Source organism: Geothrix terrae (assembly GCF_022808775.1).
GTDB classification, from domain to species: Bacteria; Acidobacteriota; Holophagae; order Holophagales; family Holophagaceae; genus Geothrix; species Geothrix terrae.
The window spans coordinates 23,793-36,783 of sequence record NZ_JAKZLA010000002.1 but is presented as its reverse complement, the minus strand read 5'-3'; the positions used below and the strand labels follow the sequence as shown (position 1 = coordinate 36,783).

Here is a 12,991-nt window from a genome sequence, read left to right as displayed (position 1 = left end):
GCCCGCGACCCCGGAGACCTCATGAACCCTGCCTGGCCCTGCCTTCCCCTCACGGCGCTCGCAGCGTTCTCCCAGACGGCTCCCGCACCCGCCCCGGCGCCTGCCCCGGGGGATCGCGAGATCACCTTCCCAGGATTCAACGCCTTCCCCTTGAAGGGCAGCGTCAAGGCCGGCGGGGAGCACCGCTACTTCGCCGTGATGGTGGCCGGCTCCGGGCCCACGGACCGCGACTGGTCCAATCCCCTGATCCCCGTGCCCAGCCATGGGGGACGCGACCTTGCGGCCTGGCTGCAGGGGCAGGGTCTCGGCTCTTTGCGCTACGACAAGCGGTTCATCGGTTCGAAGGATCCGAAGCTCGACATCTCCCTGGATGCCCAGGTGGGGGACCTCAAGGCCGCCCTGCGGACCGCCCACGCGCTTCCGGAAGCGAGGGGGAAGAAGCTCCTGCTGGTGGGCCACAGCGAAGGGGCCCTACTGGCCCTGCTGGCCGGCGGGGAGGCGGACGCCGACCTGCTGCTGGCCATGCCCGGCCTCAGCATGGGCCGCGTGATCCTCGCCCAGGTGAAGGCGCAGTTGGACGCCGCCGGAGCACCCGCGGAAGTGGCCCAGGCGAACCTCGGCTACCTGGAGGCGTCCGAGGCCGCGATCCGCCAGGACAAGCCCCTGCCCGAGGCGGGCCCCCAGGTCGCGCCCGGCGTTTTGCGCCTGGCCCGAGTGCTGGCGCAGCCGGAGAGCCGGGGCTTCGTCCGCGACACCCTCGACCTGGATCCCTGGGCCCTGGCCCAGCGCCTGCCGGTGCCCTGCGCCGTGGCCTGGGGCGACCGCGACGTGCAGACCTGGCGGCCGGACGCGGTGCCGCCGGGCTTCAAGGGCACGGTCATCGAGCTGCCGGAGGCGAACCACCTGCTGAAGCGGGAGGCCCGTCCCCGAGCTTCGCTCGACGGCCGATCCGCCGCGTCCGCCTACGGGGACGGCACGCCCTTGGCGGACCTGACGCCGGTCGCCCAGTGGCTGAAGGCGCTGAAATAGGCAGGATAGGGGCGGCCGGACGCCTTGCTAGACTGGACCCTCGCATCTTTGGAGGTCCCATGTTCCGCCTCGACGGCAAGATCGCCCTCGTCACCGGTGCCAGCCAGGGCATCGGCGAAGCCATCGCGAAGCGGCTCGCCGCCCAGGGCGCCACGGTGGTCTGCGCGGCCCGCACGCTGAGGAAGCTCCAGGAGGTGGCGGACGCCATCACCGCCGAGGGCGGCAAGGCCGACGTGGTGGTGGCCGACCTCTCGGACGGGGCCTCCGTGCGCGCCGCGGTCGCCACGACGGTGGAGCGGCACGGTGCCATCCACATCCTGGTGAACAACGCCGGCATCACCCGCGACAAGCTGCTCATCCAGATGAAGGAGGAGGACTGGGACGCGGTGATCGACACCAACCTCAAGGGCGCATGGACGGCCATCCAGGCCGCCACCAAGCCCATGATGAAGCAGCGCTGGGGACGCATCATCAACATCGCCTCCGTGGTGGGCCAGATGGGCAACCCGGGCCAGGCGAACTACGTGGCCGCCAAGGCGGGCCTCATCGGCCTCACCAAGTCCGTGGCCCGGGAGCTGGCCAGCCGCAACGTGACGGCCAACGCCGTGACGCCCGGCTACATCGAGACCGCCATGACCGCGGGCCTGCCTGCCGAGGTGAAGGCCGAGTTCACCAAGCAGATCCCCCTGGGCCGCATGGGCACCGCCGATGACATCGCCGCTTCCGTGGCCTTCCTCGCCAGCGACGAGGCGGGCTACATCACGGGCCAGGTGCTCAGCGTCAACGGCGGCATGCTGATGGCCTGAGCCGACCATGCTCCAACGCGCGAAGGACCTGATCCGCCGCGGCTGGGCCGCCTTCCGATTCCGCCGCCACTGGCCCTGGGTGCTGGTGGCGCTCGGCCTGCCGCTGGCCCTGAAGCCCGTGGATTCGGGCTGCGCGGCCTTCCTGGCCTGGATCGGGGCTCTGGTCCTGCTGGGACGGGCCCTGCGCTGGATCTGGGACCGGCTGCTGTTCCGGGTGTCGCGGCGGCTCTGGATGATCCTCGCCCTCATGTCCGTGCTCCCCGTGGTGGCCATGGCCGTGATGCTCATGGCCCTGAGCTGGCTGGGTCTCGGCGCGCAGGTGAGCCGCTCCACCCAGCAGACCCTGGCGGCCTGGGAGGAGGCCCTGCGGAGCGCCAACGGCGAGGCCTCCGACGCGGCGGCCCTCCAGGTCCTCCGCACCTACGGCGGGGCCTGGGTGGACCACGCGCGCCAGCTGCCCGAGGGCGTGGACGCCTCCTTCGTGGGCATGGTCTGGGCGGATAGCCACGATGTGGATGCCGAAGCGGGCCGGAAGGACACCTACCTGCGGGCTGTGCGCAAGGAAGCCGGCGGCTACCGCATCCTCTCGCTCAACCTGGGCGTGCTGGGCGACCGGGCCCAGGCCCTGGCGGGGGGCCAGGTGGTGTTCCAGCTCACCCCGCGGAAGGAAGGCCGGGAACGCGAGGAGAAGCTGCAGATCAAGACCGGCGACCGGCGGAGGGACACGGAGGCGCCCATCCTCGTGGGCCAGCGGGAGACCCTCGCGGGCTGGACCAAGGGCCAGGCCCTCCGGGGTTCCGGACTGTTCGCGCCGTTCAACCTGCCGCCCCTCGCCTTCCCCATCGTGGACTGGACCACGGGCCGGCCCATGGTGCTGACCGCCACGCCGGAGACCAACCTCTACGCCCTGTTCGCCGGCTTCCGCTCCGGCGACCGGCAGGCACTGTCCGAGGGCACCGTGAAGGCCATCGTCGTGGTCTCCCTGGTGCTGATGGGCCTGCTCATGGCCCAGGCGGTGGCGGCGATCCTCGGGCTGGTGCTGGCCTGGTCCCTGGGCCGGGCGGTGAACGATCTGCACGGCGGCGTGAAGCGCCTCAGCCTCGGGGATTTCTCCACCCGCATCCGGCCCCGGGGCCGCGACCAGGTGGCCCAGCTCTCCTCCGCCTTCAACGAGATGGCGGGCCGTCTCCAGGCCGCCGCCACGGAGCGGGAGGAGCGCCTGCGCATGGAGGAGGAGCTGCGCGTGGCCCGCGAGGTCCAGATGCGGCTGCTGCCGGACCTGGAAGCCCTGCGGATGCCGTCGGTGCGGGCCGCCATCCTGCCGGCCCTCGAGGTGGCGGGAGACTACTACGACCTGTTCCCCCTGTCGGACGGCAGCCTGGCCTTCCTCATCCTCGACGTGAGCGGCAAGGGCACCAGCGCCGCCTTCTACGCGGCCGAAACGAAGGGCGTGCTGTCGGCCCTGGACAAGCAGGCCCTGGGCCCGCTGGAGGTGGCCGACCGCCTCAACGCCATCTGGTGCCAGGGCCACGCCCGGCGCCTCTTCCTCACCCTGGCCTACGGCACCTTCCACCCCCGGACGGGCCAGTACCAGTTCGTGCGGGCGGGCCATCCCCCGGCCTTTCTGCGCGGCGCGGACGGCCGCGTGGCGCGCCTCCACCCCCGGGGGCTGGGCGTGGGCCTCAGCGCCACCCAGTTCAAAGCCTCGCTGGAGCTGTGCGAAGGCGTCCTGGATCCCGGCGACAGCCTGATCTTCTACACGGACGGCCTGTCGGAGGCCCAGGCCCCGGACGCCTCCTTCTACGGCGAGGACCGCCTGGAAGCCCTGCTGGCCGGCCCTTCCGAAGACCTGCAGGCCACCATCCTGGCGGACGTGATGGCCTTCACCCAGGGGCGGCCCCTGGCGGACGACCTCACGCTGCTGATCCTCAAGCGCTGACCGGGCCCAAGGACTGGCTGGCCCCAGACACTGGCCGGCCCCGAACACTGATCAGAAAGGTCAGCCCTGGGCCGCCGCCCTCAGCTCGCGCACGATCTCCGGGGCCTGGACGCGGGCCCCGCTGAGGGCCTTCGCGAACAGCAGCTTCGCCTCGTCCAGCCGGCCCTCGGCGCGGGCCAGCCAGGCCTGGGCCCGGAGGATGTAGGGCGTCTCTTCGGTGGAGAGGCCGCGGCTCCGGTCCAGCAGGGCGCGGGCCATGCCGCGCCGGCCCTCGCGGGCCATGCATTCGGCCTCCGCCGCCAGGCAGTGCGTCTCCATCAGCGTGTCCGCCAGCTCCTCGTGGAGGGCCAGGGACTGCCGGTAGAACGTGCGCGCCGCGTCGTAGCGCCCGGCATCGCGGTTGATCTCGCCGAGGTTGTAGAGGGCGGTGGCCTCCATGGGCTTGAGCTGGGTCTTCCGGGCCTGCTCGAGGCACTGGCGCTCCAGGATCTCCGCATGGTCCAGGTCGCCCCGCGCCTGGGCCACGCTGGCCAGGCCCATGAGGGAGTAGACCAGGCCGTTGTCGTCGCCGATGGATTGGCGCAGCGCCTGCGCCTTGCGGAAGAAGGCCTCCGCGCGGTCCAGGCCGCCCTCCTGGGCGAGGGCCAGGTCGCCCAGGTTGTTGGTGATGAAGGACTCGCCCCAGCGGTCGCCGTAGGCCTGCACGGTCTGGAGGGCGCTCTGGTAGCGGGCCTCCGCGTCCTTGAGGTGCCCGCGCTCCTTCTCGATCACAGCCAGGTTGTTGAGCGACCGCGTGGCGTTCAGCTTGTCGCCCAGGCGCTGGTACGTGGCCAGGGCCTGCTGGTATTCGGTTTCCGCCTCGGCGGCCTTGTGCTGGCGCTGGAAGTTCACGCCGAGGGTGGCGTGGATCCCCGCCTCGAAGGCCGCCTCGCCCAGGGTGCGGGCCAGCTCCAGGGCTTCCCGGCCGACGCGGTCCGAGGCCTCCCACTGGCCCCGGTCCCCATGCCGCACGGACAGGTAGTGGAGGGCCTTCATCTCGCTGATCCGGTCGCCCTGGGCATGGGCGGACCAGCGGGCCCACTGGAAGACGGGCTCGGGGGGCGCGTCCGCCAGGCGGCTGAGGCAGCGGGCGTAGCCGAGGATGGCCGGGGCGAAGTCGGGGGCCTTCAGCGCCGCGGTCTGGAAGGCGGGGGCGGCCTCCTTGAAGTCGCCGCGGTCCATGAGCTCCGCCCCCCGAACGTAGGCGTCCATGGCCTCCGGCGCCACCGGCAGCAACGCCTTCGGCTCGGAAGCCAGCGGATCCACGGCCTTCACGAGCGCCGCCGCCACCTTGCGGGCCAGGGGCTGGGACACGGCCGAGCGATCGCTGGCCTCGCGGGTCTCGCCCGCGTGACGGACTTTGCCGGCGGCGTCCCTGAGCTCGTAGGCCAGCACCACCGAGCCTCCATCCCCCCGCGAGAGGGTGCCCTGGAGCACCAGCTGGGCGCCCAGCGCGGAGATCAGGGAGGCCTGGGCCTCCGGCGCGAGGGGCCCGCGCGGCGGCAGCCGCAGGGCGGCCCGGCCCCGGGCCAGGGTGTCCGCGTCCACGGGGGCCAGCTTGGTGCGCGCGCCCAGCGAGGTCTCGATCATCTGGGGCAGCACCAGCTGGGTCATGGAATCCAGCCGGGGGTCGCCGGTGGCGTTGGCGAAGGGCAGGACCGCCAGGCGGGCCGGGCGCTCCCGGGTCAGGTCCGCGATGATGCCGCGGGAGGTGAACCAGTTGGCGCCCGCCGCCAGCGCCAGGGCGCCGAGGGCCGAGGCGCCGGCCCAGCGCAGGGCGCTGCGGGGCCGGAGGAGGTCGTCGAGGCGCCGGCCGACCTGGGCGGCGGTGGGGCGCTTGAAGGGATGCGCGTCGAGCATGGACAGCAGCAGTGCCGAGGTTCCCGAGGGCAGGCCCCGGACCTTCAGCTCCTTGTGGTTGCCCCGCACGATGGCCACCATCCGCACCCGGCCTTCGCCGGGGAAGGGATGCTCGCCCGCCAGCAGCTCCCAGGCGAGGATGCCGAGGGAGAACACATCGCTGGAGGAGCCCGCGGCCTGGCCCTGGATCTGCTCCGGGGAGGCATAGCTCGGGCTGCCCATGAACGCGCCCGCCTGGGTGAGCCGGTCCCAGGAGGGGCTCCCGGCCTCGTCGCCGCCCGGCCCTTCCTTCGCCCGCCGCGCATCCTCCGCGGCCTTGAGCGTCACCAGCGACGGCACGCCCTGGGGCGTGGTGCGGGCTTCCCCCGAGCCTGCGGGGTCGGCCAGCCGCGCCAGGCCGAAGTCGAGGACCTTCACCTGGAGCTTCCGGCTGCCTGGGGCCTGGGCCACCATGATGTTCCTGGGCGTCAGGTCCCGGTGGATCAGCCCCTTCGCGTGGGCGGCCTCCAGGGCGTGGGCCACGGCGCTGACCACCTGCAGCTTCTCGCGAGTGGTGAGCTCCGGCCCGGCCTGATCCAGCGTCCGCCCTTCGATGAGCTCCATGGCGATGTAGGTGCCGCTGGGGTTCTCCACCCAGTCGTGCACCTGGCAGACGTTCGGGTGGTTCAGCTGCGCCAGGGCCAGGGCCTCGCGGCGGAAGCGCTCCGGCGCCGTGGCTTCCCGCTCCTGGCCCGAGCGGAGGGCCTTGAGGGCCACGCTGCGCTCCAGGGTGGGATCCCAGGCCTGGTAGACCTCGCCCATGCCGCCCGTGCCCAGCAGGGACTCCACCCGGAACCGGCCCACCTGGGTGCCGACGTCGAGGATCCGCCTCTTGGAAGAGGGAGCGGACTCGGCATCGATTTCATTGGACATCTGAGCACCGGTGAATTTTTTTTACGTTATCACGCGACGCGGTCCGAGGCGCATATAAGAAGTCCGTTTACCTGAGGATCGGCGAGCCTCGTCCTGGAATGACCGAACCGCGAAAAGCGCAAATCGCCCTGCGGGCGCGCGAATGACGAATGATCCTCCGCCTCCCGCGCGGGGCGGGTCTGGCGGCCTTCAGGAGCCGGCATTCCCGCCTCGCGTGCGGCCAGCCGCGCCGCGCGGCTGGGGGCCGAAGGCCCAGGCGGCCCATCTCCGTCGCGTTTCGCGCCCATTCGCGTCATTCGCGGTTGCCTGCTTTTCCGGCTGAGCTCCGCCGGGAACTGCCGCCTAGTCCAGCCGGGCCTTCCGCTCGCCGTCATGCCAGCGCAGGCGGAGGCCAGCGCCCGCGGGCAGGGCCCGGGCGGCGGTCACCGGGCGCCCCTCGGCGTCCAGGGCCAGCACGAAGCCCCGCTGGAGGGGGCCGGCGGGATCCAGGCCCCGCAGCCGCTCCGCCAGCACGGCCAGCCGCTGGTCGCGGCGCTGGAGGGCGCCCAGGACGGCGGGAGCCAGGCGGCGCCGGGCCTCATGCACCCGCGGCAGGTCCGGCTCGCCGGCGGCGCGGCCGGCCGCCTGGCCCAGGCGGTGGCACAGGAGGGACAGCCGCGCGCCGGCGGCGTCCAGCCCGCGGCTGGGGTGGGCCAGGGCCAGCCGCTGGCCCTGGGCGGCCAGGCGCGTTCCGCCCATGGCCAGCGGCTCCGCCCGTTGCAGACCGTGCTCCACCAGCAGGTTCAGCGTGGTCTCCAGGCCCCGCAGGCGCCAGGCGGTCTTGGCGGCCAGGGCCTCCACCCGGCGACGCAGCTCCGCGGCCAGGGCCGCGCGGTCCGGCGTGGCCAGCTCCGCGGCCTGGCTGGGGGTGGCGGCGCGGCGGTCCGCGGCCAGATCCACCAGCGTCGTATCAATCTCGTGGCCCACGCCGGTGACCACGGGGATCCGGCACACGGCCACGGCCCGCACCAGCTCCGGATCGTTGAAGGCCCAGAGGTCCTCCAGGCTGCCGCCGCCCCGCACCAGCAGCAGGGCCTCGCAGCCCCAGTGGGCATCCTGGAGCTCCTGGAGGGCGAGCAGTGTCTCCGGCACGCAGCGCTCGCCCTGGGCCGCCGCCGGGGCGATAAGCAGGTGGATGCCCGGGGCGCGGCGGCTCGTCACCTCCAGCACATCGCGCAGGGCCGCGCCGCCCAGGGCCGCCACGATGCCGAGCTTCTTGGGGAAGCGGGGCAGGGGGCGCTTGGGGCGGTCGAAGAGCCCCTGGGCGCGCAGGTCCGCCTCCAGCGCCCGCAGCCGCGCCTGCAGGTCGCCCACGCCCGCGGGCTCGCAGTGCGTGACCGCCAGCGTGATCGTGCCGCCCGCCACGTAGAGGTTGAGGCTGCCCTTGAGCACCACCCGCTGCCCGTCCGCCGGCTTGTGCTGGAGGAACCGCTGCTGGCTGGCCCACACCGCGCAGGAGAGCGCGGCGCCCTCCTCCTTCAGCGTGAAGTACCAGTGCTTGCCCGAGCCCCGGAAGTTCGACACCTCCCCCACCACGCACACCGCCGCGAACGGCGGCTCCAGCCGGACCTTGACCTGCTCCAGCAGGCGCTTGACGGAGAGTGGGGTGTCCATCCCGGCATCATCGCACGGGAAGCATGCAGCCACCGATGAGCCCCGATTTCAGTGATTTCAGCGATGAGAAAGGATGGGGTCATGTCCCGAGGCAGGGTGGGCTCATGGGGGGCGGCAGGGCCGCGCCTTTTTGGGAGTGCGGCCCTGCCGCTCCCCATGACTTCCGGCCAAGCCGGAAGCGGCCTGCCTATGCGGAATGCCTCGGAGCCCCAATCCGCGCAACCGGCGAAATCGGTGGCTAAAAAGATCTTTGGCAATTCCGCATTCTCAGTCGCTGCGCTCGAGGCTCGGAGGTCGGCCCGGGCCCTCTCTGGACACGGACTGTCCATCGCGGCAGGGTAGGGTGATCATGCCTGATCTTCAGGTCATCATTCCATTCTCCATGGCGGAGCCTCCATGCGCATGACGTCCTCCCTTCTTCCGGCCATCGGCCTTCTGACTCTCCTCGCCTGCGGGGGCGGAGGGGGAGGCACCTCCACGCCGCCTCCGCCGCCGGCCTCCGCGGGCGCCTTCGAGGGCCCCTGGAATGGCACCCTCGTCTCCAACACCGGCGGAAGCGTGTCCGCCACGGCCCTTCTGCTGGCCTCCGGCGAGATGCGCTACGTGGCCTCCAACGGCATCCAGGCGGTGGGCACCCTGTCCGTCACCGGCAGCAACGCCACGGGTTCCGGCACGATGTACGCCCCCACGGGGTACCTCTTCCCGGGGAATGTCGCCTCCCTGGGCTACACCCTCCGCGGCTCGGGCACGGGCGGATCCGCCCTCTCCGGCACCTACGCGAGCGTCTACGACAGCGGGACCTTCACCTTCTCCTACAACGCCGGGGCCAAGTACGCCTCGCCGGTGGTCATGGCGAACGTGGCAGGGACCTACGCCTCCACCGCGACCAGCTCGGGCTATCCCATCAGCGGGCGGCTCACGTCCACCGGGGCCCTGAGTGGATCCGACGCCTTCGGCACCCTGGCCGGCACGCTGACGGCTGTGGATCCCGCCAAGAACGCCTTCCGCGTGAACGTGACCTACACGCCCACCGGCCAGCCGGCACGCGCCTACGCTGGGCTGGCCTTCTTCGACTTCAGCTATTCCCCCGTGCGCCTGGAGGTGCAGGCCACCGGCGCCGCCGGCCAGTTCGCCGCCGAGCTGCAATTGGTCGGGCCGTGAATGACGGGATCTGCATTCATCCCTTGCATCCCTGTCGGGAAAGGCCTTTGAACAGGGATGCAGGGGATGAAGGGGATGGGGACCAAGCCACGTTTGACGCGGAGGCTCTATCCCGACTCGTGGCCCTGAACAAGGAGTGCACCGCCGTGCCGACCCAGGGATCGCCGCTCGGAAGTTTTCGTTGGCCTGGCATTACCTCGTCATACAATGCCTGCATCTCCAACCTCAGAGGTGCACCGATGCCCGGACGACCCTTCCTCCTTTCCCGGCTGGCCCTGACGCTCGCGTTCTGCGGCGTGGCGCAGGCCCAGACGAAGCTGCTGCGCTTCCCGGACATCCACGGGGACAAGGTGGTGTTCACCCACGGCGGCGACCTCTGGAGCGCTCCGGCCACGGGCGGCACGGCCACGCGGCTGACGGCCCATCCGGGTCTGGAGCTGTTCGCGAAGTTCAGCCCCGACGGGAAGTGGATCGCCTTCACGGGCCAGTACGATGGCGACGAGCAGGTCTACGTCATGCCCAGCGAAGGCGGCATCCCGCGCCAGCTCACGTTCGACCCGGCGGCCGGCCCGCTGCCGCCCCGGGGCGGCTACGACCACCAGGTGGTGGGCTGGACGCCGGACGGCTCCAGCGTGCTGTTCCGCGCCGGCAGCGACGCCGATGGCGTGCTGAGCCGCACCGCCCTCTACACCGTGAGCCTCAAGGGCGGCCTGCCCGCCCGGCTGCCCATGCCCACGGCCGGGCCGGGCGCCTACTCGCCGGACGGCAAGCGCCTCGCCTACGCGCCCATGTTCCGCGACTTCCGCCACTGGAAGCGCTACCAGGGCGGCTGGGCCCAGGACCTCTACGTCTTCGACTTCGCCACGAAGCAGCAGAAGAAGATCGCCGCTAGCCCGCGCACAGAGCGGGATCCCATGTGGATCGGCGACCAGGTGTACTTCGCCTCGGACCGCGACGGCACCCTCAACCTGTTCTCGGTGGACCCCGACACGGACGCCGTGAAGCAGCTCACCTTCCAGAAGACCTGGGATGTGCGCTGGCCCTCCAGCGACCGCCAGTCCCGCATCGTCTACGAGCTCAACGGCGAGCTGCACGTGTTCAACGTGAAAGACGGCCGCGACCAGGGTCTCTCCATCACCGTGCCCACGGACGGCGGCGCCTCGCGGCCTGCGCGCATCGCCGTCGAGCGCAACATCGAAGGCTTCGCGCTCTCGCCCAAGGGCGAGCGGGCCCTCTTCGTGGCCCGGGGCGACGTGTTCACCGTGCCCATCGAGAAGGGCCCCGTGCGCAACCTCACTCACAGCTCCGGCGCCCACGACCGGCTGGCCCGCTGGTCGCCGGACGGCAAGACCATCGCCTTCATCTCCGATTTGAGCGGCGAGGACCAGGTCTACCTCGTGGCCCAGGATGGGAAGGGGAAGCCGGAAGCCCTCACCAGCGGCCTGGTGGGCCAGCTCAACGGGCTCACCTGGGCGCCGGACGGCAAGCACCTGGCCTTCACGGACAAGGACGGCGTGGTCTACGTGCTGGGTGTCCAGGACCGCAAGCTCGCGAAGGCCGCCAAGGACATCTTCGCCCGGGTGGGGGACCTGGCCTGGTCCCCGGACGGCCGGTTCCTGGCCTTCTCGCTGGCGAACCTGAACGGCACGCGCAGCCTCCACGCCTGGGGCCTGGCGGACCAGCAGCTCCACCGCCTCACCGGCGAGCTGTTCACGGTGGCCGATCCCGCCTGGGATCCCGAGGGTAAGTACCTCTACACCCTCAGCCGCCGGGACTACGCGCCCCAGATCAGCAATCTGGAGTTCGACTACGCGGGCAACCGCAACACCGACATCGTGGCCTACGCCCTGACGAAGGCGGTGCCCCATCCCTTCCCGCCGGAGAGCGACGAGGTGGGAGCGGCGCCGGAGAAGGCCGCTCCTGAGAAGGTGGGGCCCGAGAAGAAGGAGGAAGGCGGGAAGAAGCCCGAGGCCTCCAAGGCCCCCGTCGCCGTGCGCATCGACTTCGACGGCTTCGAGCAGCGCGGCGTGCGCGTACCGGTGCCCGCGGACAACCTGGGCGGCCTGGAGGCCGTGAAGGGCTTCCTGCTCTACAGCAAGCAGGAGCCCTTCGTGTACGGCGAAGCCAATGGCCGCCGGCCCGGCGGCGGCGCCCTGTGGATCTTCGACCTGAAGAAGCGCCAGGAGAGCGAGCTGATGGCGGGCGTGCAGGGCTGGGTGCTGAGCCAGGACGGAAGCAAGGTCCTGGCCCGGGCCGGGCAGGGACCCGCGGCCTCGTACCAGCTCATCGACGCCAAGCCCAAGGCCATGGAGAAGAAGACGGTCTCCACCAAGGACCTCTACGTGGACCGCATCCCCGCCGAGGAGTGGCGCGAGGTCTACGATGAGACCTGGCGGCGCTTCCGCGACTTCTTCTACGTGAAGAACATGCATGGCTACGACTGGAAGGCCCTGCGCGAGCAGTACCGCCCCTGGCTCCAGCACGTGACCCACCGCTCGGACCTGACCTACGTGCTCACGGAGCTCATCTCCGAGCTGAACATCGGCCACACCTACACCGAGGGAGGCGACCAGTTCCTGCCCGAGCGCGCCAAGGTGGGCCTGCCCGGCGCCCGCTTCGAGCTGGACGCCGCCGCGGGCCGGTACCGCCTGGCCCGCATCTACCGGGGCCACAACGAGGAGCCCAAGTACCGCAGCCCCCTCACGGAACCTGGCGTGGACGCCCGCGAGGGCGACTACATCCTGGCCATCGACGGGGTGGAGCTGAAGGCCGACGACAGCCCCTACTGCCTGCTGCGGAACAAGACCTTCCCCGTGACGCTGACGCTGAACGCCAAGCCCGGCCTGGAGGGCGCGCGGCAGGTCACCTACCAGCCCATCCAGAGCGACGCCAGCCTGCGCTACCTGGACTTCGTGCTGCGCTCCAAGGAGACCGTGGACAAGCTCAGCGGCGGCAAGGTGGGCTACCTCCACATCCCCGACATGGGCGGGCCAGGCCTGTACGAGTTCATCAAGTGGTACTACCCGCAGATCCGCAAGGAGGGGCTCATCGTGGATGTCCGCGCCAACGGGGGCGGCAACATCAGCCAGATGATCCTGGAGCGCCTGGGCAAGAAGCTGCTGGGCACGCGCTTCGGCTATGCGGGCGAGCATCCCACCACGTACCCGTCCACCGTGTTCCACGGCCCCATGGTGGCCCTGGTGAGCGAGACCAGCGCCAGCGACGGCGACATCTTCCCCTACCACTTCCGCTTCGCGGGCCTGGGCCCCCTCATCGGCAAGCGCACCTGGGGCGGTGTCGTGGGCGGCGGCAACTCGCCCCTCATCGACGGCGGCAGTGTCTTCGTGCCCCAGTCCGGCACCAACGCCCCCACGGGCGAGTGGATCATCGAGGGCCAGGGCGTGGCGCCTGACATCGAGGTGGAGAACGATCCCGCCTCGATGCTGGCGGGCCACGACCTCCAGCTGGAGCGAGGGGTGCAGGAGGTGCTGAAGCGCATGGCGGAGACCCCCATGCACCTACCGAAACGCCCGGCGGATCCGGTCAAAGTGAAATAGGTCTGGTGGTCTAACCACCGCGATTGGTGCCGATA

The 12,991-nt window shown here is 71.3% G+C and carries 7 protein-coding genes; 5 read left to right on the top strand and 2 right to left on the bottom strand.

The annotated features are described in order from the left end of the window. The first annotated feature begins 21 nt into the window (after positions 1-21). Genes MLE42_RS03250 through MLE42_RS03240 form a run of 3 tightly spaced genes read left to right on the top strand, consistent with a single transcriptional unit; the run spans position 22 to position 3,774 of the window. Positions 22-1,029, top strand: coding sequence for an alpha/beta fold hydrolase (locus MLE42_RS03250; RefSeq protein WP_243286452.1), 1,008 nt, complete (start codon positions 22-24; stop codon positions 1,027-1,029). Between the two features lie 59 nt (positions 1,030-1,088). Further along, positions 1,089-1,835 (top strand): 3-oxoacyl-[acyl-carrier-protein] reductase, encoded by a 747-nt coding sequence (gene fabG, locus MLE42_RS03245; protein WP_243286451.1) that lies wholly within the window; start codon positions 1,089-1,091, stop codon positions 1,833-1,835. A gap of 7 nt (positions 1,836-1,842) precedes the next feature. Beyond that, positions 1,843-3,774, top strand: coding sequence for a PP2C family protein-serine/threonine phosphatase (locus MLE42_RS03240; RefSeq protein WP_243286450.1), 1,932 nt, complete (start codon positions 1,843-1,845; stop codon positions 3,772-3,774). Between the two features lie 60 nt (positions 3,775-3,834). Here the strand turns inward: MLE42_RS03240 and MLE42_RS03235 are convergent, their stop codons facing one another. Continuing rightward, a complete protein-coding gene (locus MLE42_RS03235) occupies positions 3,835-6,585 on the bottom strand; it encodes a serine/threonine-protein kinase (RefSeq protein WP_243286449.1) in 2,751 nt (916 codons plus the stop codon). 342 nt (positions 6,586-6,927) lie between these two features. Beyond that, entirely contained in the window at positions 6,928-8,238 is a 1,311-nt protein-coding gene (xseA, locus tag MLE42_RS03230; protein ID WP_243286448.1) for an exodeoxyribonuclease VII large subunit, read from the bottom strand. Positions 8,239-8,634: 396 nt separating this feature from the next. Here xseA and MLE42_RS03225 point away from each other — a divergent pair, with 396 nt between their 5' ends. Together MLE42_RS03225 and MLE42_RS03220 are read left to right on the top strand one after the other, a co-directional pair. Beyond that, on the top strand, positions 8,635-9,399 hold the full coding sequence (locus tag MLE42_RS03225; RefSeq protein WP_243286447.1) for a hypothetical protein: 765 nt from the start codon (positions 8,635-8,637) through the stop codon (positions 9,397-9,399). A gap of 239 nt (positions 9,400-9,638) precedes the next feature. Beyond that, entirely contained in the window at positions 9,639-12,956 is a 3,318-nt protein-coding gene (locus MLE42_RS03220) for a S41 family peptidase (RefSeq protein WP_243286446.1), read from the top strand. Positions 12,957-12,991 lie beyond the last annotated feature (35 nt).